The 24,755-nt window shown below is 67.5% G+C and carries 23 protein-coding genes; 15 read left to right on the forward strand and 8 right to left on the reverse strand.

The genetic code is table 11. The annotated features are described in order from the left end of the window. Positions 1-29 precede the first annotated feature (29 nt). From AC1DEZ_RS04645 to AC1DEZ_RS04660, 4 genes are all read left to right on the forward strand, one after another. Complete coding sequence (locus AC1DEZ_RS04645; protein WP_441511937.1) at positions 30-617, forward strand: DUF1134 domain-containing protein; 588 nt, start codon at positions 30-32, stop codon at positions 615-617. A 101-nt stretch (positions 618-718) separates the two neighbouring features. Beyond that, positions 719-1,963: a hypothetical protein gene (locus AC1DEZ_RS04650; RefSeq protein WP_476778826.1), complete on the forward strand. Its 1,245-nt coding sequence runs from the start codon at positions 719-721 to the stop codon at positions 1,961-1,963. 232 nt (positions 1,964-2,195) lie between these two features. Next, positions 2,196-3,134, forward strand: a complete 939-nt coding sequence (locus AC1DEZ_RS04655) for a sugar kinase (RefSeq protein WP_476778827.1) — start codon at positions 2,196-2,198, stop codon at positions 3,132-3,134. Further along, positions 3,134-3,994, forward strand: a complete 861-nt coding sequence (locus tag AC1DEZ_RS04660; protein WP_476778828.1) for a TIGR01459 family HAD-type hydrolase — start codon at positions 3,134-3,136, stop codon at positions 3,992-3,994. The genes AC1DEZ_RS04655 and AC1DEZ_RS04660 overlap by 1 nt, the downstream gene beginning before the upstream one ends. Positions 3,995-4,274: 280 nt before the next feature. Here the strand turns inward: AC1DEZ_RS04660 and AC1DEZ_RS04665 are convergent, their stop codons facing one another. Together AC1DEZ_RS04665 and ribA are read right to left on the reverse strand one after the other, a co-directional pair. Then, positions 4,275-6,623 carry a glycosyltransferase family protein gene (locus AC1DEZ_RS04665; RefSeq protein WP_476778829.1) on the reverse strand — a complete coding sequence of 783 codons (2,349 nt, stop codon included), beginning with the start codon at positions 6,621-6,623 and terminating at the stop codon, positions 4,275-4,277. 31 nt (positions 6,624-6,654) lie between these two features. Continuing rightward, positions 6,655-7,782, reverse strand: coding sequence for a GTP cyclohydrolase II RibA (gene ribA / locus AC1DEZ_RS04670; RefSeq protein ID WP_476778830.1), 1,128 nt, complete (start codon positions 7,780-7,782; stop codon positions 6,655-6,657). Between the two features lie 239 nt (positions 7,783-8,021). On the opposite strand from ribA, the gene AC1DEZ_RS04675 reads away from it, so the two are divergent. Continuing rightward, positions 8,022-8,582: a cytochrome b gene (locus AC1DEZ_RS04675; RefSeq protein ID WP_476778831.1), complete on the forward strand. Its 561-nt coding sequence runs from the start codon at positions 8,022-8,024 to the stop codon at positions 8,580-8,582. A 57-nt stretch (positions 8,583-8,639) separates the two neighbouring features. Here the strand turns inward: AC1DEZ_RS04675 and AC1DEZ_RS04680 are convergent, their stop codons facing one another. The 4 genes from AC1DEZ_RS04680 to AC1DEZ_RS04695 are packed head-to-tail and all read right to left on the reverse strand — an operon-like array spanning position 8,640 to position 11,780. Further along, positions 8,640-9,479 (reverse strand): class I SAM-dependent methyltransferase, encoded by an 840-nt coding sequence (locus tag AC1DEZ_RS04680; RefSeq protein ID WP_476778832.1) that lies wholly within the window; start codon positions 9,477-9,479, stop codon positions 8,640-8,642. Next, complete coding sequence (locus AC1DEZ_RS04685) at positions 9,479-10,543, reverse strand: glycosyltransferase family 4 protein (RefSeq protein WP_476778833.1); 1,065 nt, start codon at positions 10,541-10,543, stop codon at positions 9,479-9,481. Before AC1DEZ_RS04685 ends, AC1DEZ_RS04680 begins: the two co-directional genes overlap by 1 nt. Then, entirely contained in the window at positions 10,540-10,941 is a 402-nt protein-coding gene (locus AC1DEZ_RS04690; protein WP_476778834.1) for a 6-pyruvoyl trahydropterin synthase family protein, read from the reverse strand. The genes AC1DEZ_RS04685 and AC1DEZ_RS04690 overlap by 4 nt, the downstream gene beginning before the upstream one ends. A gap of 35 nt (positions 10,942-10,976) precedes the next feature. After that, complete coding sequence (locus AC1DEZ_RS04695; RefSeq protein ID WP_476778835.1) at positions 10,977-11,780, reverse strand: zinc-dependent alcohol dehydrogenase; 804 nt, start codon at positions 11,778-11,780, stop codon at positions 10,977-10,979. 250 nt (positions 11,781-12,030) lie between these two features. Here AC1DEZ_RS04695 and mdoH point away from each other — a divergent pair, with 250 nt between their 5' ends. The 6 genes from mdoH (at position 12,031) to AC1DEZ_RS04725 (ending at position 18,809) form a co-directional block, all read left to right on the forward strand. Next, positions 12,031-13,860, forward strand: coding sequence for a glucans biosynthesis glucosyltransferase MdoH (gene mdoH / locus AC1DEZ_RS04700; protein ID WP_476778836.1), 1,830 nt, complete (start codon positions 12,031-12,033; stop codon positions 13,858-13,860). Continuing rightward, positions 13,857-14,615, forward strand: a complete 759-nt coding sequence (locus AC1DEZ_RS04705) for an FkbM family methyltransferase (protein WP_476778837.1) — start codon at positions 13,857-13,859, stop codon at positions 14,613-14,615. The genes mdoH and AC1DEZ_RS04705 overlap by 4 nt, the downstream gene beginning before the upstream one ends. A 210-nt stretch (positions 14,616-14,825) precedes the next feature. Then, positions 14,826-15,803, forward strand: coding sequence for a hypothetical protein (locus tag AC1DEZ_RS04710; RefSeq protein ID WP_476778838.1), 978 nt, complete (start codon positions 14,826-14,828; stop codon positions 15,801-15,803). Positions 15,804-15,917: 114 nt separating this feature from the next. Then, positions 15,918-16,697 carry a 2-oxo-tetronate isomerase gene (gene otnI / locus AC1DEZ_RS04715; RefSeq protein WP_476778839.1) on the forward strand — a complete coding sequence of 260 codons (780 nt, stop codon included), beginning with the start codon at positions 15,918-15,920 and terminating at the stop codon, positions 16,695-16,697. After that, entirely contained in the window at positions 16,697-17,701 is a 1,005-nt protein-coding gene (locus tag AC1DEZ_RS04720; RefSeq protein ID WP_476778840.1) for a glucokinase, read from the forward strand. Before otnI ends, AC1DEZ_RS04720 begins: the two co-directional genes overlap by 1 nt. A gap of 37 nt (positions 17,702-17,738) precedes the next feature. Continuing rightward, the gene (locus AC1DEZ_RS04725) at positions 17,739-18,809 is read left to right on the forward strand and encodes an acyltransferase family protein (RefSeq protein WP_476778841.1); all 1,071 of its coding nucleotides are present in this window, start codon (positions 17,739-17,741) and stop codon (positions 18,807-18,809) included. Between the two features lie 128 nt (positions 18,810-18,937). Here the strand turns inward: AC1DEZ_RS04725 and AC1DEZ_RS04730 are convergent, their stop codons facing one another. After that, positions 18,938-19,276, reverse strand: coding sequence for a hypothetical protein (locus AC1DEZ_RS04730; RefSeq protein ID WP_441511954.1), 339 nt, complete (start codon positions 19,274-19,276; stop codon positions 18,938-18,940). Between the two features lie 134 nt (positions 19,277-19,410). Between AC1DEZ_RS04730 and AC1DEZ_RS04735 the strand changes: the two genes are divergently transcribed. Together AC1DEZ_RS04735 and AC1DEZ_RS04740 are read left to right on the forward strand one after the other, a co-directional pair. Further along, positions 19,411-21,222 (forward strand): ATP-binding cassette domain-containing protein, encoded by a 1,812-nt coding sequence (locus AC1DEZ_RS04735; protein WP_476778842.1) that lies wholly within the window; start codon positions 19,411-19,413, stop codon positions 21,220-21,222. A gap of 206 nt (positions 21,223-21,428) precedes the next feature. Then, entirely contained in the window at positions 21,429-22,175 is a 747-nt protein-coding gene (locus AC1DEZ_RS04740; RefSeq protein ID WP_476778843.1) for an SDR family oxidoreductase, read from the forward strand. Between the two features lie 151 nt (positions 22,176-22,326). Here AC1DEZ_RS04740 and AC1DEZ_RS04745 read toward each other — a convergent pair whose 3' ends face one another. Further along, complete coding sequence (locus AC1DEZ_RS04745) at positions 22,327-23,220, reverse strand: metallophosphoesterase family protein (RefSeq protein WP_476778844.1); 894 nt, start codon at positions 23,218-23,220, stop codon at positions 22,327-22,329. A 332-nt stretch (positions 23,221-23,552) separates the two neighbouring features. On the opposite strand from AC1DEZ_RS04745, the gene AC1DEZ_RS04750 reads away from it, so the two are divergent. Together AC1DEZ_RS04750 and AC1DEZ_RS04755 are read left to right on the forward strand one after the other, a co-directional pair. Further along, the gene (locus AC1DEZ_RS04750; RefSeq protein ID WP_476778845.1) at positions 23,553-24,062 is read left to right on the forward strand and encodes an NUDIX domain-containing protein; all 510 of its coding nucleotides are present in this window, start codon (positions 23,553-23,555) and stop codon (positions 24,060-24,062) included. A 168-nt stretch (positions 24,063-24,230) separates the two neighbouring features. Next, entirely contained in the window at positions 24,231-24,740 is a 510-nt protein-coding gene (locus AC1DEZ_RS04755; RefSeq protein WP_476779338.1) for a GNAT family N-acetyltransferase, read from the forward strand. Positions 24,741-24,755: the final 15 nt, after the last annotated feature.

Raw genomic sequence — 24,755 nt, forward strand, 5'->3', positions numbered from 1 at the left:
GCCAGACCCTCTGTCCGGAGATCTAGCATATGAACCAGACCCGCCGCAGTCTCATCAAGAGCGGTCTCGCCGTAGCCGGAACGGGCCTCACCGGTCTGTCGGCCCCGGCTTTTGCGCAGAACTACAACGAGCAGCGCTCCTTCTCGCAGAACGAGCTGGTCACGTCCGGCCACAAGTTCTTCGGCAACGTGTCGCGAGGTCTTGCGCTCACCATCGAGGAGGCCGTGCGGCGCTGGGGCGAGCCCAATGGCTATGTGCTTGGCCAGGAGGCCTCCGGCGCCTTCGTCGGTGGGCTGCGCTTCGGCGAGGGCCAGCTCTACACCCGCAATGCCGGCGACCGCAGGGTGTTCTGGCAGGGGCCGTCGATCGGCTTCGACTTCGGTGGCGAAGGCGCACGCACGATGATGCTGGCCTACAATCTGCCAGCGGTGGACGCGCTCTACCAGCGCTTCGCCGGCGTCGACGGCTCGGCCTATTTCATCGGCGGCTTCGGCTTCACCGCGATGACGGCGGAGGGCATCACCATCGTGCCGATTCGCACCGGCGTCGGCTGGCGGCTCGGCGTCAATCTCGGCTATCTCAAGTTCACGCCGCAGGCGACGTGGAATCCATTCTAGCCCGCCGATCTCGGGCGGGTGACTAGAACTGGCCTTGGCGGCGCGGGCGTGGCAGATTCGGCCATCGCCTGTGTCCACGCCTGGTTCGGGAGACCTGGGTTTTGATCGAAGCCGCCATGCTGTTCGCGCTCGGCTTCCTTTGCGCGGCCCTGCTCGCGCTGGCCGCGGTGCCGGCGCTTGCTCGCCGTGCCGATCGGCTGGCGCGCAAGCGGGCTGAGGCTGCGTTCCCGCTGTCCCTGGGTGAAATCGCTGCTGACCGCGACCATCTGCGCGCCGAACTCGCCCTGCGCATGCGCTCCGTCGAGCAAGAGGCCGAGCGTGGCTTTGCGGCCAAGGCCGGGGCGATGCAGGAGCTTGGCCGCCGCGACATGACGATCGGCCGGCTGGAGCGCGAGCGTGGCGAGCGCGACACACGGATCGCGGAACTCGAAAACCTGCTCGCTACGACCCGGGCCGAGCTTGGCGACACGCGCAGCACCCTCGAACAGGAACAGACCGGCCATGGCGAAACGGCCGCGGCGCTGGAGAAGCGGCTCGCGGATCTGGCGAGCCTGGAGCAGAGCCTGGCTGAGACACGGCAAGCTCTGACCGGCACCGGCGCGGATCTGAGCATGCGCGACGACGAGCTCGCGCGGGAACGCGAGACGGTCGGGCGGATCGAGAAGCTGCTCGCCGAACGCGAGACGGAACTGGCGGGGATCCGTGACGAGCATGCGAAGCTGCGCTTGGCGCTGGTGGAGGACCGCACCCAGATCATGGTCCTCCAGGGCAAGCGCGACGAGCTTGCCGGGAGACTGGCGGGAGTCGAGGATGCGCTGGGCCGCAGCGAGGCGTCATTGAAAACGATGACGGGCGAGCGCGACGGCGAACAGGTGCGGGCCGGTGCCTTCTCCGCACGTGCCGAGCAGGCTGAAGCTGGGTTGGCAGCGGCCGATGCGCGCGCCAGCGCGGCGGCTGTCGAGGCGCGGCAGCTCGGCGTGAGGCTGGAGCAGACGATGGCCGATCAAGAGACGCTGCAAGACCGGGTGGATGCCCTGGAACTGGCGCTTGCGGCTGCCAAGGATGAGCTGGTCGATCTGCGCCGGCGCAAACAGGAAGAGATCACCGCCTTGCAGGACAGTCAGCGCGAACGGGATGGTCAGATCGAGCTTGTGCATGCCGAGCTTCAAACGCTGCAAGGAGCCCTCAGCCAGGCCCGCGAAGATCGAAATCAGCTCCTGGACGAGATGTCGGACCTGCGCAGAGCGGCATCGGGCGCGCAGGCCAATTCGGCCTTGCGCGAGGAGATCGTCCGGCTGGCGGACCGCCTGATGAGCTTATCGCCGAAGCGTGAGGCGGCCGAATAGCGCGGAATCGGCCGCGCCGTTCGTCGCGCGGTCCGGGCAGCACCGAAAAGCGGTTTCCCCTTTCCTCGTCGATGTTGCAGATCGCCTTGCATCTCTGTCGGATCGGAAGCGACGATCTATCTCTTTGTTCGGGCATCGGATTTTTCCGAGAAGTGGATTCCACTTTTCGGCCCGATGCTCTAGGAAGACGGGGCCTCCCGGCGCGCCGGTGCCACCTGAATGGTTTTAAATCGTGACGGACAGCCAAATCGATCTCTTGTGCCTGGGCGAGCCGCTCGGCGAGTTCAACGCCACCCGGGCGGAGACCGGGGCCTTCCTGTTCGGGCATGGCGGCGACACCTCTAATTGTGCCGTCGCGGCGGCCCGGCAGGGTCTATCGGTGGGGTATCTCGGTGCGCTCGGCGACGACAGCGCCGGCCATTCGATCCGGGCGCTGTGGAAGCGGGAGGGTGTCAACGATGCCCATGTCTCGACGCATGCGACCGCTCCGACGGGGCTCTATTTCGTCGATCACGGCCCGTCCGGCCACGTCTTCTCCTATCTGCGCGCCGGTTCGGCCGCGAGCCTCTACGGATCGCGCGACCTGCCGCGCGATCTCATCCGCTCGGCCCGCATCATCCAGGCCTCCGGCATCAGCCAGGCCATTTCGACCAGCGCCTGCGATGCGGTGTTCGAGGCCTTCGAGACGGCGCGCAAGGCCGGTGTTCTCACCGCCTACGATACCAATCTGCGCCTGAAGCTCTGGCCGCTGACGCGCGCGCGGGCGATCATCCATGCCGCCTGCGCCATGGCGGACATCGTTCTGCCGGGCCTCGACGATGCGACGCAGCTCACCGGGCTCAACAATCCCGACGCCATCGTCGATTTCTATCTCGGCCTGGGCGCGCGGGTCGTCGCGCTGACGCTCGGCCACGAAGGCTCGCTGGTTGCGACGCCGGTGCGCAGGGAGCGTTTCCGCCCGATCAAGGTCGATGCCATCGACGCAACGGGGGCGGGCGACTGCTATGACGGCGCCTTCCTCGCCGAATATCTGCGCACCGGGGATGCCTTCGCGGCGGGCGCCTATGCCAATGTCGCCGCGGCGCTCTCGACGCAGGGCTATGGCGCCGTCGCGCCGCTGCCGCGCCGTGACGAGGTCGAAGCGCGTATCGCTGCCGAGGCCAAGAGCTAATGACCGTTCCCGTTCTGAAGCGCGCGGGCGATCTCCTCGCCCGCTACGATGTGCTGATCAGCGATGTCTGGGGCGTCGTTCATGACGGGCTCTGGGCGCTGGAGCCGGCCTGCGAGGCATTGATCGCCTTCCGGAAGCTGGGCGGTACGGTCGCGCTGCTCTCCAATGCCCCCGGGCCGTCCACGCAGGTGGCCGGGCTGCTCGACACCAAGCGCGTGCCGCGCGAGGCCTGGAACCGGCTCGTCACGTCCGGCGACGTCACGCGTGCGCTGATCGCGGAGAGCCATCACAAGCGCGTCTACCATATCGGCTGGCAAAGCGACCGGGCGGTTTTCGCTGGGCTCGATGTCGAGCTGGTCGACGAAGAGCAGGCCGACATCATCGTGGCGACCGAGCTCAACGATTACCGCACCGAGACGCCGGAACAGTACCGGCCGCTGCTCGAGCGCTTCGCCCGGCGCGGCCTGCCTTTCATTTGCGGCAACCCGGATCTCGTCGTGCATGTCGGCGAGGATCTGCTGCCCTGCGCCGGTTCGCTCGCGGCGATCTATGAAACGCTGGGGGGGACCGTCGCCTGGGCTGGAAAGCCTTATCGGCCGGCCTATGACCTCGCGCTCGCAGCCGCCGCCGAGGCGCGCGGCGGCCGCCCTGTCGAACCCGGCAAGGTCCTGGTGATCGGCGACGCGGTCAGGACCGATCTCGCCGGCGCGAGGCTGATGGGCTTCGACAGCCTTTTCATCGCCGGCGGCATCCATCGCGACGAGACGATGCATGGCGGCGAGGTCGATCCTTCCGGGCTCGCCAAGGTGCTGGACGGTTTGCCTGTACGGCCGATCGCCGCGATGGGCGCGCTGGCCTGAGGCGGGGCCTCAGGTGGACGCTTGGCCGAGCTGGCCTTGTTGCACCACCGCCGTCATTCCGGGGCAGGCCGAAGGCCTGAGCCCGGAACCCATGACCACGACGCGGTTCCAGAATCGTCGTGCTCGCCCTTGTGGCGAGCATCCATGTCTTGAACACCACCCGCGACCGAGGAAGACGTGGATGGTCGGCACAAGGCCGACCATGACGGGAGCGCCGTGTTCATGGGTTCCGGGCTCGGACCTCCGGTCCGCCCCGCAATGACGGCAGCGGTTCCTAAGCCTAGTGATTGCGCAGCCGTGCGAGGATGTCCTCGTAGAGGCCCTCGAGCGGGCGGAAGACGAAGCGAACGGTGGATTTCCCGGGCGGGACGACGACGGCCCGGAAAAGCACATTGGCGCGCAGCAACTCCGCCGGGCGATCGTCGACCTCTACCCGCCACCAGTGGTGCCAGACGTCGTTGAGGACGAGATAGCCGCCGCGGGGCGCATCGACGGCGAGCGTCACCGTGGTCGTGCCGTAATCGCGGATCGCAACCTTGGCCGGCCCGATAGCGCCGGTGGCCAGCGGCGGCGGGTCGCGGTCGAGCAGGACGGTCCGGCGCGGATCGAAGCCGGTCGGCCATTGGCCGGTCGTCAATATGGCGTCGAAATCGGCCTTCTGCGCCTCGGTGACCAGCAGGACGCGCGGCAAGGCGCGCGGGTTCTCGTAGATATAGGCGTCCTTGGTCCGGGCGATCTGCTTGAGATCGCCGGGCTTCAGCCGCGTGTCGATCTGCTCGACGGGAACGCCGGTCGCGATGAAACGCAGGCCCAGCAAGTCAGCCAGCAGGGAGCGATAGCCCGGCATCAGGGCGGAGAAGGTGCGCTGGTCGGGCAGGGCGACCTGGTCGCCGGCGCCGGTCGCCTTGCTGTAGAGGCCGAGGCGCAGTGGGTTGTAGCCCAGCGTGTTGTCGAGTTCGTGGACGAGGCTGGCATTGGGCCAGTGGAAGTCGATGGCGGCGAGCTCGATGCGGTCGCGCCGGTCGGGAGCGGCAGTGCGGGCGGTCTCGCGCTTGAGCAGCGCGATGGTCTCGTTCGCGCTGTCCTTCCGCAGCACGTCGTACATCTGCGGCGGCAGGGCAGTGGATTCGCTGGGGCCGTTATTGACCGCCAAATCCATGGTGAGGATCGCGGCAAGTACGACGGTCGCCGCCAATGCCGAGCCGCGCTGCGCCAGCCCGCGCGCGGCAACCAGGCCGCCGAGCGTGAGCAGCCCGCAGAGCAGCGCAATGACGAGCGGCGTGATCGCGACCGGGATGCGCCCGACCGTCCAGGCGAGCCAGAGGGCGAGAGCGAGCGCCCCGGCGAAGATCAGCGCTTCCAGGGCGATCTGCCACGGGCGCGCCTTCGGCGCCGTGCCGGTCATGACGAGGTGGGTCAGATAGCCGCCGAGGATGGCGATGAGAGCGCCGAGGATGAAGAGCGCGTCGGCCGGGCGGCGATAGAAGCTCACTCCGGGAAGTTCGAACAGGAGCCGGAAGGCGGGCGTGTAACGCCCGAGCGCATAGAGCAGCACGATGAGCGCGGCGACGCTGAGCGCGACGATCTCGCGCCGCCAGAGCGCGCCGCGGATGAGGCCGAGGGTCAGGACCAGCCCCATCGGCAACAGACCGAGATAGAGCTGGCTCATATTGCGGGCGAGGAAGAGCCCGAGTGGGCCGAAGCGGGCTTCCCAGGCCGGGCTCGGCGCGCCCCAGAAATCCGCGAGCGGCCCGGCCGCGCCATAGAGATTGGCGATCAGGCCAGTGAGCAGCGCCGCGGGGTGCAGCGAGCCCTTCCCGGCTTCGACGAAGTCGATCGCGGGACGGTTCGACTCCTGCGCGATGAAGGCGGTCAGGAGGATGGGAATGGTGGCGACCAGAATGGCGCCTAGCGTGCCGGCGAGCAGCGGCAACAGGCTGGCGCGGAAGGCGCGCCAGGGATCGCGCGCCATCAGGATCGCGGCGATGACGAGACCGGCGAGGACGTAGACGCCGATCAGCGCGACCTGATCGCGGCCGAGCACCATGAAGCCCGAGACCAGCCCGGCGGCGAAGCCGTAGCCTATCGAGCCGCGCTCCAGCGCACGGGAGAGCAGGAAGAGCGTGACGCTGAAATAGCCGAGGCTCAGCACCTGCCCGACATGCTGGATCCGCCAGGCGGCGGCGGCGCCGAAGGCGAAGGAGAGGGCCGCGACGACCGCGCCGGCCGGATGCCAGCCACGGTCACGGAAGATCAGGACGATCGCCAGCGCACCGACCAGCAGCGTTCCGAGAACGGCTCCGTCGCTCCAGCGGAAATCGGGCGCGGGATTGAGCGCGGCGATCAGCGCGAAGGAGGGCGAGAAGATCAGCGACTGCGGATCGGCAATTTGCGGCGAGCCGGAGAAGACGTAGGGCGTCCAGAAGGGGGACAGGCCACGATGCCAGCTATCGGCGAGGAATTGTAGCTGAGGGTGGAAATGGGCCTTGGCGTCCCAGGGGATGGTGACGGCGCCGGAGAGCCAGGGCCAGGACAGGGCCAGCCAGCCGAGAAACACGATGCAGAACACGCTGGCAAGCGGCCAGCGTGTCGGATCGTGCTCGAATGATGTCGTCCCCGGCACCGGCATCAGCCTGGCCTGACCGCGATCGGATGCACCGTCAATCCGTCGGGGCGGCACGCGCCATCAGCGCGTCCATGTCGATGAAGTGGCCGGCGCGGTCGCGCTTGGAGGCGAGGTAGCGGACGTTGTGGGCGTTCGGGCGGCCCAGCACGCGCTGGCTGGCGGCAACCTCGAGACCCGCCGCCTCGATCGCGCTGATCTTCAGGGGATTGTTGGTGAGCGCCACGACGCTGGAGACGCCAAGCTGCTTCAGCATGGTCGCGGCGAAATCGAAATGGCGCTGGTCGAGATCGAAGCCGAGCACCTCGTCGGCATCATAGGTGTCCCAGCCCTGGCTCTGCAGCTTGTAGGCCCGCATCTTGTTGGAGATGCCGTTGCCGCGGCCTTCCTGATCCAGATAGAGCAGGACGCCGCCTATGTTCTCCGCCATCCACTGCACGGTCTCGCGCAGCTGGTCGCCGCAATCGCATTTCAGCGAACCGAAGAGATCGCCCGTGAGGCAGGCCGAGTGCAGACGCACCGCCACCGGCCCCGAAAGATCGGGCTTGCCAACGATGATCGCGACCTGATCGCGCAGCCCCTCGCCACCGCGGAAAACGACGAACTCGGTCTCCGGCGCGCCTTCGAGCGGCACGGGCGCGCGACCGACGATCTTCAGCGAAGCGGCCTGCTGGGCGCGATAGCCTTTGATAGCTTCGATGGCGACTTCGACCAGCGGCTCATCGGCGATGTCGGCAGCGTCGACCCGCACGACCACGACGGCCGGGAGGACGAGCGACAGGCGGGCCAATTCCAGCGCGGCCTCGTCGAGCCCGGAGGCGGGCGCGATCGGCGCATCCATCCGCGCATCGATCTTTAGGGCGAGCGTCTCGACGCGGCCAAGATCGATCGTGGGCAGCGCAAAGACGCCGCTTTCGCTGCGCCCCTTTGCGCCAAGCCGGCGCAGCCTCGCACCGCTGAGGACAAGATGCCCGCCGCCATGAGCCAGCTCATCGAGACCCTGCACGAGGCTCTCTTCGGCCAATTCAGCAGAGAGGACGAGCGCGCGCTGGTCACCGTTCCGCAGCAGGACGGGGCGGCCGGCGCGAAACTCGGCGATGGCCCGGTCCACCCTCACGAGCGCAGTTTCGAGGGAGGGGCCGAAGAGCGTACGCGACTCAGGCATCGGGAAGTCCGTCAGATTGGGCCGGCAAGCGGCCTAGGAGCGTCAGAGGCACCATGGGAAAAGGATATAGGGGTTCTTGGTTCGCCCTTCCAGCAACGTTCCCGGCAGGGCACGGTTCCATGGCACGCAAGTGCTCGGGAACGAGAAACGGGAACCTGACCGGAGCAGTGTCGTATAGGTTGGTACGCTTGAACGTGGGATGAATGCTTTCCCTTGCGGCAACACCCGGAGAACGGCCGATGTCGGCGGAAATGGCGCCCGGCGGTTACAGCGCGACCGCCCGCACCCTGCATTGGATCACCGTGGTTGCGGTCTTCGTGATGATCCCGGTTGGGGTGACGATGAGCTATCGCGGCAACGTCCTGAACCTCTGGGACGGGCTGACCAACGGCCTCTACAGCGCTCATAAGCTTACCGGATTCCTGCTGTTGTGGCTGACGGCAGGGCGCTTGGTCTATCGCCTTCTGCATGGCGCGCCGGCGGATGAACCGACGCTGGAATGGTGGCAGAAGGCCGGCTCGCATCTCGTCCACTGGCTGCTATACGGGTTGCTCCTCGTCGTCCCGCTGCTGGGCTGGATCGGCGTCTCGCTGTTTCCGGCGCTCACCGTGTTCGATCTGTTCAACCTGCCAGCGCTGGCTGGGCCAAATGAAGCGGCGGCCAAGCAGGTGCTCGGCATCCATGGCAAGCTTGCGCTGACGCTCGGCGCAATTGCGATTTTGCACATCGCCGCGGTGCTCTACCACCGCATCATCCGCAAGGACGGCGTTTTGCGCCGGATGTGGCCGGGAACCGGCTAAGGCGCGCAATCGCTCCGGAGGGAAGATGGCGATCCGGCTCGTTTTCGGGGTGAAGCCTCAGACCGGGCGCGCCCAGAGATCCTGATGGCCGATCCGCGCCGATCCGGCCTCGCTGCGTGCGGCAAGCCAGCTCTCGACGGTCGCGGGATCGACCCGTCCGGTTTCGCGCACGGCCTGCGCAATGCCCTCGGCCAGGGCCGCGCGCAGATCGGCGCGAGCGCCATCGATCAGCCAGCTGCTGTCGCCCATCGAAACCGCGAAGCCGGCCTTGCGGAAGGCCTCGGCCACGATCTCGCAGGCCGCCGGGCCAGCGGAGGGGCCGAAGCCCTTGTCGCCACGCTGATGATCGACAAAGGCGGCGTGCATGCCGGCATCGGCGGGGTGCTCCGGCTGCCAAGCCTCGCGGCCGTCATAGGTCAGCACGGCATAGAGCGGCAGGCGTTGGCTCGTGAGCGCGGCGACGAGGCGCTCGATCCAGCGCCGCGAGGTGAGGTCGAAGAGGGCGGCGGCCGTCACGAGGTCTGGCCGCCAGCCGAGCACCCAGTCGAGATCCTTGTTGAGGTCGACGCGGCGCGTGTCCACGCCGATCAGTTTTTCCCCCTTGGCGAGGACGAGTTCCTCGCCCTGCTCGCGCGCTTCATCGGCCCAATCCGCCAGGCGGCTGCGGGCATGGGCAAGCAGGTCGGCATCGTGATCGACGAGTGTCCAGTGCTGACGGTCGGGCAGGGCCGCGTAGGAGGCGCGCAGATTCGAGCCTGCGCCGCAGCCGAGATCGAGGATGGACAGCGAAGGCCTGTCGGAGAAATACGAGCCGACCGCGGCGAGCACCTGCGGATTGCGCGCGGCATGATCCGCAGGCTCGCGCAAGGCGAGCCATTCCGGAGAAAATCCAGCCATCAACCCACCTCCCGGCTGCCGCCGCCCAGACATGCCCGCGCGACGATGCGGGCCGCATCGTGCCAGCGTGGCAAGGCGCCGGCTCCCGCCCATGCCGCATCGGCCCTCTGCCGGCGCTCAGCCGGCGCATCAATCAGCCTCGCAAGCGCATTGGCAAGTGCCGCAACGTCGCCGGGCGGCACCTTGAGAGCCGCATCGGCCGGCAAGGCATCCGCGCCCGCGCCGCTCAGCGTGCAGACGATCGGCAGGCCGCGCGCCAGCGCTTCCGTCAGAACCATGCCGTAGCCCTCATAGAGCGAGGGCATGGCGAATAGGTCAGCTTTGTCATAGAGTTCACCGAGGTTGTCCGGCCGCACGGCCCCGGCAAGCAAGATGCGGTCCGCCAGCCCGGCGGAGCGGATATGGGCCTCGATCGCGGCCGCGGTTTCGGGGGCGTAATCGGGAGAGCCGGCGATGGTGAGATGCCAGTCGCGGTCGGCAATCCGCATCAGCGCCTCGATGAGGACATCGTAACCCTTGCGCGGAATCAGGGAGCCGACTGCGAGCAGCTGCAGGGGTTGATCGCCGTGGCTGCCGGTGGCGCGCGGCGCGGGATCGACGCCGGGAACGGCGACGAAAATGCGGCTCTCGGGGACGCCGAACTCCGTGCTCAAAACCGTTGCCGTCGCGGGGCTCGTCACCGCCACGGAGCGGACATGGCCGAGAGCGGCGCGTTCGCTCGCGCGCAGCGCGGCTGCCTGGGCGGCTTCGAGGCCCGTTTCGAGCGCCAGCGGATGGTGGACGAGCGCGACCAGCCGGTCGGCGAAGCGCGCGGCGAACGCTTCGGGAAAGGCGCCGAAGGCGAGACCGTCGACCAGCAGGATGTCGTCCGGCGCGCTCGCCGCCAGCAGCAATTCCGTCGCTGCGAGATCGGCTTCGGTCGGGAAGGGAAAGCCGCCCGGCAAGGCCAGATGCCGAGCCTCGACGCCCATCTCGCGCCATTCACGCAGGAGACGGCGGTCATAGCCGTAGCCGCCGGTCGGCAGATCGATATTGCCGGGGATGGCGAAGACGATGCCCTTCACCCCAGCACGCCCTCGTAGCTGGCGCGGGCGAGGTCGGTCTCGTGCAGCGTCACGCGGATCTTCGACAGGCCGGCGCCATCGGCGCCGAGCGCGCCGGATTTCGCGGCGGCGGACATGGCGTCGAAGATATGCTTGCAGAGAAATTCAGTGGTGGTCAGGACCCCGGCGAATTGCGGCAGGGCGTCGAGATTCTGGTAGTTGAGCGGCTTCAGGGTCTTGCCGAGCATGTCGAGCGCGGCGCCGATGTCGACGACCACGTTCTGCCGGTTCAACGTCTCGCGGAAGAAGGCAACGTCGACCACGAACGTCGCTCCATGCATGTTCTGCGCGGGACCGAAGAAGGGATCGGGCAAGGAGTGGCCGATCATGATGCGGTCGCGGACTTCGACGGAAAACATGCGATCTCCTGGAGAGACGCCCGAAGCGGGCGCGGTCACGGCCGCGTTTCATAGCAAATCGCGGCGGTGAGGCCAGCGGCGCCCGGCGCGAGCAGTTCCGGGATGCGCTGCGGTGCATCGCGGAAGGGGATCTCCTCGGTGATTACAGCGTCGAGCCGGTCGTCGGCGAGGAGCGTCATCGCCGCTGCCGCCCGTCGTGCGTGGTCCCAGCGCGCCCGATGCGAGGCGGCGACCATGCCGACCTGCGACGAGACGAGCTGCAGACGGCGCGCATGGAAGGCGCAGCCGAGGGTCGCCGGCACCGTTCCCTCGCCATACCAGCTCATTTCGACGATCCGCGCCTCGGTGCCGGCCGCAGCCACGGCGGTAGCGAGGCCGGCCGCCGTCGCGCTGGTGTGAAAGACGAGATCGGCGTCGCGCGGCGCTGCGTCCGGCATGGCGAAGCCAAAGCCCAGTTCGGCGGCCGGCCCTGCGCGGCCGGGCTCGACATCGACCAGCGTCACGTCGGCTCCCGGCAGGCGTGCGGCGAGCCAGGCGACGAGCAGGCCGAGCACGCCGCCGCCCACCACGACAATCCGGTCGGCCGGGGCGGAGCCGGCGTCCCAATGGGCGTTCAGGGCCGTTTCCATGTTGGCGGCGAGGATGGCGCGCCGGGGTGGAACGCTGTCGGGAACCGGTATCAGGCTGCTGCGCGGTGCAATGAAACGGTCCTGATGCGGATGCAGGCAGAAGACGATGCGGCCTAGCATGTCCGGCGGGCCGGCATCGACGCGGCCGACGGCGCAGTAGCCGTATTTGACCGGGAAGGGAAAATTACCCTCCTGAAAGGGCGCGCGCATGCGCTCATGTTCGGAAGGCGGCACGCGGCCTTCGAATATCAGCCGCTCGGTGCCGCGGCTCAGGCCGCTCCACAATGTGGTGACGAGGCAGTCTGCCGGACCAGGCAGCGGCAGGGCCACATCATTCAGCTTGCATTCACGGGGGGCTATATACCAAAGCGCGAGGGCCTTGGCCCTTGCGTCAATCGTGGTTGCAGGCTTTAGCTCCCGCGCCATCGCGTCTGCCCTCCGTCCGAGCCTGTCTGCCCCCATGACAGAGACTGCCACGAACCAGCGTCCCGGTCCGAACACGTTCCAGCGGGTGACGCAAGGGGACGAAGCGATCGGCCTGACGCCGGCCGGCCTGCAGGACGCAATGGTCCTCCGGCGGCGGCGCCTCCTCGTTCTCCTGCTCAATCTCGCGACACTGATCCTGTTGCTGGCGGGGCTTGCTCAGGTGCTGGGGGCGGGCGGCTGGACGGTTGCGGATGTGGCGATCTTCGTCGCCTTCCTTGTCGGGGCACCCTGGACCGTGCTGGGCTTCTGGAACGCTGCGATCGGGCTGTGGTTGCTGCATGGCCGCAAGGATGGGCTTGCCGAGGTCGCGCCCTTCGCCGCCGCCGGGCAGCGGGCGACGCCGCTCTCGCTGCGCACCGCGGTGCTGATGACCTTGCGCAATGAGGATCCGGCGCGCGCCTTCCGGCGGCTCGAGGTGGTGAAGCGGAGCCTTGACGAGACGGGTGAGGGCATCTGGTTCGACTATTTCGTCCTGTCCGACACCAATGACCCGGCTGTCGCCGCCGCAGAGCAGGATCTTGCCGCTGCCTGGGCGCGAGAACTCGGCGAGCCCGCACGCCTGATCTATCGACGCCGCGCTGAGAATGACGGCTTCAAGGCCGGCAATCTCCGGGATTTCTGCGAGCGCTGGGGCGAGCGCTACGTGCTGATGCTGCCGCTCGATGCCGATAGCGTGATGTCAGGCGAGGCGATCCTGGGCATGGCCCGAATGATGCAGGCCTATCCAAAGCTCGGAATCCTGCAGAGTCTCGTGGTCGGAATGCCCAGCCGCTCCGCTTTCGCCCGCATCTTTCAGTTCGGCATGCGCCAGGGCATGCGGCCCTACACGATGGGCTCGGCCTGGTGGGGTGGGGATTGCGGGCCGTTCTGGGGGCACAATGCGCTGGTGCGGATCGCGCCGTTCCGCGACCACTGCGATCTGCCTGTGCTGCCCGGAGGACCACCTCTGGGCGGCGCCGTCATGAGCCACGACCAGGTCGAGGCGACGCTGATGCGCCGTGCCGGCTTCGAGGTGCGCGTGCTGCCGGTCGAGGGCGGGAGCTGGGAGGAGAATCCGCCGACCATGCTGGAATTCGCCAAGCGCGACCTGCGCTGGTGTCTCGGCAATCTGCAGTACCTCAAGCTGCTCGACTTAGCCCATCTCAAGCCGATGAGCCGGTTTCAGCTGGTCTGGGCGGTCCTGATGTTCCTCGGTCTGCCGGCCTGGACGCTGATGATCGCGCTGCTGCCGCTGAAGGCCATGGAGGACCGGACGATCGCGGACTATCCGGCAGCGCTGACGGCGGGGCTCTATGTTCTGTTCCTGGCCATGTATCTCTCGCCCAAGCTCGCCGGCTTCGCCGACATCCTGCTGACGCGCGGCGGCGTGCGGCGCTATGGCGGCGCGGTGCGTTTCCTGTTCTCGGCGCTGATCGAGACACTGTTCGCCTTCCTCCAGGGCGCGGTCTCGAGCTTCCGCACCACGCTGTTCATGATCGGCCTCGCTTTTGGCAAGGCGCGGATCGGCTGGAATGGGCAGGCGCGCGATGCCCATGCGCTGAGCTTCGCCACGGCCTTCGCGGGATTATGGCCGCATCTGCTGTTCGGGATCTATCTGTTTGCCGGGCTCGGCGTCATCGCGCCGGCCGTGCTGATCTGGTCCCTGCCCCTCACGGCCGGCTATCTGCTCGCGATCCCGTTCGCGATGCTGACCGCCTGGCCGGCTGCGGGTGCCTGGCTGGCCCGCCACGGGCTTTGCGCAATCCCCGAGGATTTCGACATGCCGCCCGTACTGGCTGCCATCCGCGACGGGGACAGCGCATGAACGCCACCGTCTATCCGAAGGGAACGGTGAAGGCGCTGTCGCGCTCCTTGCGCATCTATCACGGCGACAAGCAGCGCAACGCAGCGATGGACCAGCTCTATGGGACTTTCCTGCGGCCGGGCGATCTCGCCTTCGACATCGGCGCCCATGTCGGCGACCGGATTTCCTCGTTCCGCAGGCTCGGCGCGCGCGTGGTGGCGCTGGAGCCGCAGCCCGGACCGGCTCGGGTGATCCGCCTGATCCACCGGCGCGACCCGCTGGTGACGCTGATCGCAGCCGCTTGCGGCGATCACGAGGGCTCGATCGCGCTCAGGATCAACAGCGCGAACCCGACGGTCTCGACGGCGTCGGCCGCCTTCATCGGCGCCGCGTCCGGCGCGCGCGGCTGGGAGGGGCAGGTCTGGGACCACGAGATCAGCGTGCCCTGCACCACGCTCGACCGGCTGATCCTGCGCCACGGCCTGCCCAAGCTTCTGAAGATCGATGTCGAGGGCTTCGAGGCGCATGTGCTCGCGGGGCTGACCAAGGCGGTGCCGGTGATCTCCTTCGAATTCACGACGATCCAACGCGAGGTGGCGGAGGCCTGCCTCGCCGTACTGGAGACGCTCGGCCCCTATCGCTTCAACGTCGCGATCGGCGAGAGCCAGAGGCTGGAGCTCGGCGAGCCCGCGAGCGCGGATGCCATGGGCGATTATCTGCGCGGTTTGCCTCATGCGGCCAATTCGGGCGATGTCTACGCCATCCTTCAAGGCTGAAGACGGGGTGCAGAGGCGGCATCTGCATCGATCGCCTCCGCCATCCCGGACAATGAAACCCTGGCAACCATCGGCCAATACCGGCGTTGCAGTGCAAGCCAGAACCTGTTTCGGTTTCGCCCGCACTGCCCGGCAGGTGAGGCCATGCGGCCAGCCGGCGTTCATCTTGCGTCGCTACGCTGCTCCCGAAATCACTCGCCAGGGATTGCCATGCTCAGCCTTCTTCGCCCGCTCGCGGTTTCGGTCGCGCTTCTCGCCTCCCTGACGATTGCGCGGGCCGCGGGCGACGTCGCCGTCGAGGTGAGGAACGAATCCGAGCCCGTGCTCTGCGCCGAGAAGGACAACGTCACGATCAAGGCGATTTCGCCTGAGGTGCGGCGTTTCCAGATCGAAGCCGCGCATCCGGCCTATATCGCGGGACTCGTGCGCGACAATTGGGATGCCGATTGGGCGAACTGCGACATGAAGGGCGATCCTTCCTTCACGCCGCCGATACCGCCGCGCCGCATCACCTTCTGGGAAACGATCGATTACTGGCTGGTCGGCTACACCTTCCCGACTTTCTGGCGGCCGGCCGACACCACCTTCCGCGTCGGCGACCGGGTGGAGAAGGGGCTGCATCTCGTTCAGCTCTGGAAGCTCGGCAAGGACAAGTCCTACGAGGTACTGGTCGTCTATCCGCAGGACGGCTACTGGCGCGCCCGGCCGCTGCCGCCGGAACATCTCGGCTTCTCCTCCTACGGCTCCTCCTTCCTGTTCGGGCCGATCGAGCAGGATGGGCGCCCGGTCGTGAACATCAAGGAGATCGAATTCGATCCTAAGACCCTGACCTTCAAGMTGAACTTCAAGGACGGGTCCGCCGGTAGCCTGAGACTCGACAGCGTCGACGAGAACCGGATGGTGCTGGATGCCGTCCTCGACAAGCCGGTGACGGGGGGCAGGGCCTTTGTCGCCTTGCGTTCGATGTACGTCACCGAGTTCAACAACGACGTCGCCCGTATCGCGGTGCGCGAGCCCAGCGCCAAGGGCTGGCGGGAGGAGGCCCTGATGCCGTTCCAGGGTGGCAAGGCAACCGATATCTGGATGGGGCGCACCACCCATTCGCGTCACAACACCTCCTCTCCCGACATGGTTTTCCGGCATTTCTCGGCCGATCCGAATCCGCCGCCGAAGCCGGAAAAGAAGTAGCCGCCGAGGGGCGGCATCGGAACGCATCCCCTCCCTGCGGCGTTTGGTCATGACGCGGCCGGCGCAGCGCGCTAGCTTGCCGTGATTGCTACCGCTTATTCCGCAGAGACCTTCATGCCGCGTTTTGCCGCCAACCTTTCGATGATGTTCACCGAATGGGATTTCCTCGACCGTTTCAGAGCGGCCGCGGAGGCCGGCTTCGAGGCCGTGGAATTCCTGTTTCCCTATGAGCATACCCCCGAGCAGATCGGGCTCGCGCTGACCGGCGGAGAGCTCACGCAGGCTCTGTTCAACCTGCCGCCGGGCGATTTCTCCAAAGGAGAGCGCGGCATTGCGGCGCTGGCTGGTCGCGAGGACGAGTTCAAGGCCTCGGTCGAAACGGCGCTGGCTTATGTGCACGAGACCGGTGTCAAGCGCCTGCATATGATGGCAGGGCTCGCCGATCCCAACGATCCCATCGCGCAGAAGACCTACCGCGCCTCGCTCGCCTACGCCGCCGACAAGCTGGCGGAGCACGGCGTCGACCTCCTGCTCGAGCCGATCAATGGCAAGGACATGCCGGGGTACTTCCTGAACGACTTCGATCAGGCTGCGGCCTATGTGCGCGAATCCGGCCGGCCGAACGTCCGGCTGCAATTCGACATGTATCATTGCGAGTTGATCCACGGCGATGTCTCGGCGCGGCTGAAGGCGCTCTATCCGCTCGTCGGCCATGTCCAGATCGCTCGCGCCAATGGCCGCCACGAACCCGACGCCTCGGGCCCGGATTATCCGACCCTCTTCGCTGAGCTCGATGCGCTCGGCTATGACGGCTTCGTCGGATGCGAATATCGGCCCGAGCGCGGCACGCTCGAAGGTCTCGGCTGGTTCGCGCCCTGGCGGAAGCCGCTCTGATGCGCCCGCCGTCGATATCCTATCCGGTGCTGGTCGCCGATATCGGCGGCACGAACTGCCGGCTATCGCTGGTCCCAGACCCGGACAGCCCCCACCAGCCGCTGGCGCGGATCGGCACCGGCAGCTATCCGACGGCGGAGGCGGCATTTTCCGCAGTGCTCGCGGAGGCTCCGGAGAAGCCGCGTTCGGCCGTGCTTGCCGTCGCCGGGCCGCTCGACGGCCGGCAGGCGCAATTGACGAATGCTGTCTGGAATCTCGATGGGCCGCGGATCGCGGAGGCTCTCGGGCTGACGCAGGGCCTGCTGGTCAACGACTTCGAGGCCCTGGCGGCTTCCCTTGCCGTCCTGAGCCCGCACGACGTCGCCACATTGATCGAGGGCAGGCCGGAGCGGGAAGGCGTGCGGCTGGTGCTGGGTCCGGGGACTGGCTTCGGAACCGCGGCTTTGCTGACACATGGCGAACGCGGCATGCTGATCCCGACCGAAGCCGGCCATATCGGCATCGGCCCCGAGGACCAGACCGAGCAGCGGCTCTGGCCGGCTTTGAGCGAAGGCATACCGCGCCTCACCGTCGAGCATCTGCTGAGCGGCGACGGGCTCGTGCGCCTGCACCGGGCCGTGGCGCGGACCTCGGGCATGCTGGAGGCGGAGGTGAGCGCTGCCGACGTCTCCCGCCTCGCCCATGACGGCGATCCGGCAGCGCTGATGGCGGTGGTCTGCTTCTGGCGGCTGCTGGCGCGTGTCGCCGGCGATCTGGCCCTCGTCTTCAAGGCGACGGGCGGTGTCTTCATCGCGGGTGGAATCGCGCCGCATCTGCTGCCGCTCGCGGACCGGGCGGCGGTTCGCGCCGCCTTTGCTGGCAAGCCGCCGATGGAGGATCTCGCGGCGCGCTTTGCTCTGCACGTCGTCACCACGAAGGACGCCGCCGAGCAGGGGCTCGCCGCGATTGCCGCCAATCTCCATCGTTTCGGGCTCGACGATCCGAAGCGGCTGTGGTTTGGCTGAGCGCCCCGCTCATCCGACTGCTTCACGACAGGTTCGCGTGCAGCCCATCTATTCGATCCAGGTCCTGCGCGCGCTCGCGGCCTTCATGGTCGCGATTCATCACGTGCAGCCGGACGCCGCCGCGCTGGCCGAGCGGGCGGGCCTGAGCTTCAGCCGCAGCGACCTGCTGCCCTGGATGGCCGGCGTCGACATCTTCTTCGTCGTCTCCGGCTTCATCATGGTCCATGCCTCGCAGGACCTGTTCGGGCGGCCCGGCGCCTGGCGCGAATTCCTGAAGCGCCGGCTGGCGCGCATCGTCCCACTCTATTGGGCGATGACGACCCTGTTTCTGCTCGTCGGCCTCGTCGTGCCGGCGGCGCTCAATTCGGGCGTGCCGAGCTTCACGCAGATCCTCGGCTCCTATCTGTTCTGGCCGGTTGTCTCGACGCAGGGCCTGGTTCAGCCGGTCTATTCGCTGGGCTGGACGCTGAACTACGAGATGCTGTTCTACGCGCTGTTCGCGCTCGGGCTCATCTTGCCGAAAGGCTGGACCTTGCCGGCTGTCACTTTGGTCCTGGCGGTACTGGTCGGGGGGGAGAGCCTGGGCGGACCCTTGTCGCTGCCTTTCGGATTCTGGGGGCAGCCGATCGTTCTGGAATTCGCAGCCGGCATGGGCATTGCCGTGTTGCGGCGCAGAGGGCTTCGCCTGCATGGCGCCTTGCGCGTTGCGGTCGCCGCGGGGGGCGTAGCCCTGCTGATCGCGGCCGCGCAGCTGCCGGGCACGGATGGCCCATGGAGCAGCGTGCTATGGCGCGGCGGCGCGGCCGTCCTGCTGATGCTGGCCGCGGGCTGTGGGCGCGAAGGCATCGTGCCGGTGTGGCCGGTCAAGGCGCTGGCGGCGGTCGGCGATGCCTCCTATGCGCTCTATCTCGTCCATCCCTTCGTGATCCGGGGCATGCGCGAGGTCGCGTTGCGGATCGGGCTCCACGCGCCGCTGCTCTTCATCGTACTCGCACTTACGGGCGCCGTGGTGGCGGCAGTCCTGCTCTATCGCTTCTTCGAGAAGCCGGCGACGCGGCTTGTGCGGCGCTGGTTGGAAAGCAGAGGCGGCCGTCCTGCTCAGGCTTGACCCGATGATCTCCGGCAGGAAGGGGCCCCGGAGCTCCCTTTCATGAGATTCTCGGGTCTGCGCGGGGTTTATCTCTGGGCCGGCCGACGGTCGGACCCGAGGGCTTCGCCCGCGAATAACGGCGCCACTCAGTTCAGCTTCATGCCCTTCAGCGACTGGCCGACCACGCCGCCATCCTTGCGCCGCTGTGCCCGCTTGGACTTGATCGTCTCGACATGCTCGGGCTGCGGATAATAGCCGCGCTCCATGATCTCGAGCGAATATTCCTCATAGGTCAGGCCGAGGGCAGATGCCTTCTCCTCACGCCGCAGCGCGATCTCGCGCGGCTTCTTCCAGGCCTTGCGATGGGCGAAGCGCCAGTCGAAATAGCGGCCGATATTGCCTGATCCGCTCGAGGAACGGCGCTTGCGCTCCTTCAGCGGCGGACCGCCATTATGGCCGATCCCGATGGGGCGTTCGCTGGGCATGGCTCTCGGACTCATGGGCTGCTGCGCCTCACGATAGGGGGCGGAACGGCGCTGGCAAGGGCCGTGCCATCGCCTGCGGACGTGACAGGGCGGCGGCGGCAGTCTATCCCGCAGGCCGGAACACAGGACGGACCATGGCCCCCTTGCTGCATTTGCGCGACGTCGCGCTTACCTTCGGTGGACAGCCTTTGCTCGAAGCTGCCGAGATCGCGGTCTCGGCCGGCGAGCGCGTCTGCCTGGTCGGCCGCAACGGCTCGGGCAAGTCGACCCTGCTCAAGATTGCGGCCGGCCTCGTCGAGCCCGACAGCGCCGACCGCTTCGTCCAGCCTGGCGCGACCATCCGCTATCTGCCGCAGGAGCCGGATTTCACCGGCTACCGGACCTCGCTCGCCTATGTCGAGGCGGGGCTCGGGCCGGGTGACGACGCCTATCGCGCCCAGTATCTCCTGACAGAGCTCGGCCTGACCGGGCAGGAGAATCCGGCTTCGATGTCGGGCGGCGAAGGGCGCCGGGCGGCGTTGGCGCGCGTGCTGGCGCCGGAGCCTGACATCCTGCTGCTGGACGAGCCGACCAACCATCTCGACCTGCCGGTGATCGAATGGCTGGAGCAGGAACTGAAGTCGTTGCGCTCGGCCATGGTGCTGATCAGCCACGACAGGCGTTTCCTGACCTCGCTGTCGCGCGCGACGATCTGGCTCGACCGCGGCGTCACGCGGCGGATGGAGAAGGGCTTCGGCGAGTTCGAAGCCTGGCGCGACGAGGTGTTGGCGCAGGAAGAACTCGACCGCCACAAGCTCGACCGCAAGATCGCGCGCGAGGAGGACTGGCTGCGCTACGGCGTCAGCGCCCGGCGCACCCGCAACCAGCGCCGGCTCGGTGAGCTTCATTCGCTGCGCGACCAGCGCCGCACGGCCCGCAGCGCGGTCGGCAATGTCCGTCTGGAGGCGAGCGAGGCGCAGACCTCCGGCAAGCTGGTCATCGAGGCTATCGACGTCGCCAAGGCCTATGGCGACAACGTTATCATCAAGAACCTGTCGCTGCGCGTGGCGCGTGGCGACCGGATCGGTATCGTCGGCCCGAACGGCGCCGGCAAGACGACGCTGATCAACCTGCTGACCGGCGCGCTCGCGCCCGACAGCGGCACGGTCAAGCTCGGCACGGCGCTGGAGATGGTGACGCTCGACCAGCGCCGCGAAAGCCTCGATCCGGCGACGCCGCTTGGCGATGCACTGACGGGTGGCGGCTCGGACCAGGTGATGGTCGGCGGCCAGCCCCGCCATGTCGTCTCCTACATGAAGGACTTCCTGTTCCAGCCGATCCAGCGCGGCACCCCGGTCGGCGCGCTCTCGGGCGGGGAGCGCGGGCGGCTGATGCTGGCACGGGCGCTGGCGAAACCGTCGAACCTGCTCGTGCTGGACGAGCCGACCAACGACCTTGACCTCGAAACGCTCGACCTGTTGCAGGAACTGCTGGCCGATTATCAGGGCACAGTGCTGCTGGTCAGCCACGATCGCGACTTCATCGACCGGGTCGTTTCGGCCGTGCTGATCTCGGACGGAGACGGCGTCTGGACCGAATTCGCCGGCGGCTATTCCGACATGCTGGCGCAGCGCGGTCGCGGTGTCGGCGCCAAGGTGCGAGTGCTGGAGAAAGCGCCAGCTGCGGCGCCAAAGACTACGGGTGCCCCCGTACAGGCCCCGCCGGCGTCCAAGCGCAAGCTCTCCTTCAACGAGAAGCACGCGCTGGAGACATTGCCCAAGAAGATCGAGGCCCTGCAGGTGGAAGCCGCAAAGCTCAACACTGCCGTGGCGGGCGATCTCTACACGCGCGATCCCAAGCTTTTCGCCAAGGCGACGGCGCGGCTGGAAGAGGTGGCGCGCGAGATCGGCGATGCCGAGGAGCGCTGGCTGGAGCTGGAGATGCTGCGCGAGGAGATCGGGGCTTAAGGTCCCGCGGTCATGCTCGGGCTGGACCCGAGCATGACGGAAACCACCGCCCTCTCGTCATGAGATTCTCGGGTCTGCTCTTCGCTTCGCCCGAGAATGACGACTTCGCCCATACGATTTCCGTATCCGGCTGCGCATGAAAGCGCATTTACCGACTCGCTCAATCGTTTCAAACATCGCGCAATCGCAAAGCATGAGGAACATCCATGAGACTGAAAGGCAAGACGGCGCTGGTGACCGGGGCGGCGCAGGGTTTCGGCTTCGGCATCGCCGAGACCTTCGTGCGCGAGGGCGCGCGCGTCGCGGTGCTGGACATCAACGGCGACAAGGCCAAGGAAGCCGCCAAGGCGATCGGCCGCAAGGCCTTCGCCGTGACCTGCGATGTCGGCAAGGCCAAGAGCGTTGACAAGGCGGTCGAGAAGATCCTCACCAAAGTCGGGCGGCTCGACATCGTCGTGAACAATGCCGGCACCACCCATCGCAACAAGCCGATGACTGAGGTGACCGAGGAGGAGTTCGACCGGATCTTCGCGGTCAACGTGAAGTCGATCTATCTGATGGCGCGGGCGACGGTGCCGCATTTCCGCGAGCATGGCGGCGGCGTCATCCTCAACATCGGCTCGACCGCGGGCCTGCGCCCGCGACCGGGCTTGACCTGGTACAATGGCTCGAAGGGCGCGGCGAACCTGATCTCGCAGTCGATGGCGGTCGAGCTTGCGCCGGACAAGATCCGCGTCAACGCAATCGCGCCGGTGGCCGGCGAGACGCCGCTGCTCGCCACCTTCATGGGCGAGGACACGCCCGAGCGGCGCGCTCAGTTCACCGCCTCGATCCCGTGGGGCCGGTTTTCGACGCCGCAGGACATCGCCAATGCCGCGCTGTTCCTCTGCTCGGACGAGGCGGACATGGTGACGGGCTCGGTGCTCGCGGTCGACGGCGGCCGCTGCGTCTGAAGCATCGGCCGATCCGCCATAGCGGCCGCCCAACGCGCCGTTCTGTGCTTCCGGTGCTCACGGACGAAAGTCTGCTGCGCGCCGGTTCTCGAACGGCGCGCCATGCGTCTCGCGCTGACGAATTCTCCAACGCTTCAGAATGGAGAGGTAGCTAGGCGCGCTCACCCAGGAGCGCGATTTCCTGGCGAAGGACGACCGTGCCGTCAGGCTCGAAGCCGCGTTGTTCCAGCCTGATCTGCGGTGCAGCAGCGTCTCCCGCGATATGGAAGAGATGCCAGGTGCCGAGCTCGCCATGACCGAGCAGGCCGAGCGAGGCCGAGGGCACGCCGACGATCGGAACATCATGGTTTGGCCCGGGGCGCCAGGCCAGCGAGAAGCTGTGATTGTGCCCGTGGATGATGAGGTCGGCGCCCTTGCGCTTCAGCATGGCCTCGAAGGCGGCGGCATCGACCAGTTCACGGCCGCGCTTGGCACCGCCGACATAGGGCGGATGGTGGATCAGGACGACGCGGATGAGGTGCTCTTCGCGGGCGCGGTCGAGCAGGGCAGCGATCCGCTCCATCTGTTCGCTGCCGATACGCCCCGTCGCCATCAGCGGCAAGGTCGGCACGCCGCTGTTGACGCCGATCAGCGCGACCGGCCCGCGGCGGCGATACCAGGGGTAGCCGGCACGCCCGTCATCATCGGCGCACCAGGGGGCGAGCAGCCCGGCCAACGGCTTTAGCGAGGACCGCGCATAGGCGTCGTGATTGCCCGGCACGAAGCTGACGGTCTCACGCGGACCCAGCGTGTCCAGAAAAGCGATGGCGGTCCTGAATTCGTCGGGCAGCCCGATATGGGCGACGTCGCCGGTGCAGGCGGTGTGGTCCGGCTGCTGCGCGTGGATGTCGGCGACGATGCGGGCCAGGACATCCATGTCATGGGCGTGCCTGCGCTTGCGACGCCAGTTGACGTAACCGGTCGCGCGCTTGCCCAGCAGTTGATGCAGCGAAAACCCGGCGAGCGGGCCGAGATGCGGGTCGGACAGATGCGCGAGCTTGAACACGCTCCAGCGCTTGCCCTTCCCGCCCGCCGTCAGTCAAGCGCGCCGTTGATGCGCCTCGGCTGACGGGATGCGGAAAGCTTCAGTTGGCGGCGCCGGTGAGTTCCGACACGATACGGGAATCGGTCAGGGTGACGGCGGGCTTCCAGACATAGGCCGGCTTGGCCTTCAGGTAAGAAACGATGAACGAGAGCAGCATGTTGGTGGTTCCTAGCGGATGCGGCGGCTGTGTGACCCTCATTTGGGGCGCGTTTGTGACAGGGCAATCGACTTGGTTGACGGTCCGTTATGCGTTTTTTGCATAGACAATTAACGCAGCCTTGAGAGTCGTTCCGATGCAATCGCAGGCGCCCCATCCGCCAGCCGATACCGAGATCCCGCGGACACTCCGGCATCGGCTGCTCACCGCGGTGCTGCATGTCTATTTCCGGCTTTCCCGCAGCATGACCTTCGGCGTGCGCGCCGCGGTACTCAACGAGCGCAGCGAGGTCTTCCTGGTCCGGCATGGCTACATCCCCGGCTGGTACCTGCCGGGTGGGGGAGTCGAGGTCGGCGAGACGATGTGGGATGCCCTTGAGCGCGAAGTCGCGGAGGAGGGCAACATAAGGATCACCGGGCAGCCGACCCTCCACGGCGTCTTTTTCAACCGCCGGATCTCGCGCCGCGATCACGTCGCCCTCTTCGTCATCCGCTCCTTCATCGTCGAAGGCGTCAGGCTGCCGGACAGGGAAATCGCCGAGGCCGGGTTCTTCCCCCTGGATCGCCTGCCAGAGGGGACCACGCCTGCGACGAGGCGGCGGCTGGCGGAAATCATGACGGGCACGCCGGCCGCGGCCGACTGGTAGAACGAAAGCGCGATGGACGGGCCTATCCGCCTCTGCTACAGGCGCTTTCCATGAGCAATGGGTACTGCCTTCGCGACCTGCGACGACCGGCGCGCTGAAAGCGCCTTCCGGCAGCGCGCCCGCACGCGCCTGCCTCCGCCGTTCGCCACTCTTGCTCTGCCTGCTGCCATGACATCCCTGCCGCTGACCATCCGCCACGAATTGCCCGTGGACGCCGCTGCCATCGAGCGCCTGCATGAGCGCGCCTTCGGCCCGGGCCGCTTCGCCCGAACCGCCTTCCGCCTGCGCGAAGGCGTGCCGCCCGATCCGGCGCTCTCCTTCGCCGCCCATGTCGGCACCTTTCTCGTCGGCTCCGTGAAAGTGACGCCCGTCCGCGCCGGCGGCCACAAGGCGCTGATGCTCGGGCCGCTGACGGTCGACCCCGCCTTCGACGGCCGGGGCATCGGGTCCGCGCTGATGAACCGCTCGATCGAAGCCGCGCGCGAGGCCGGCCACGACCTGATCTTGCTGGTCGGCGATGCGCCGTACTATGCGCGCTTCGGCTTCAAGGTGTTGCCGCCGGGCCAGCTCGTTCTGCCGGGACCGGCCGATCCCGCGCGCTTCCTGGCGCTGGAGCTGGTCGAAGGCGTGCTCAACGATCGCCGCGGCCCCGTTACGTCCGCGCGGGCGGGGGGCTGAAAGGCTCACGCCGTC

The sequence above is a fragment of the Allobosea sp. 10L422 genome (genome assembly GCF_056395345.1).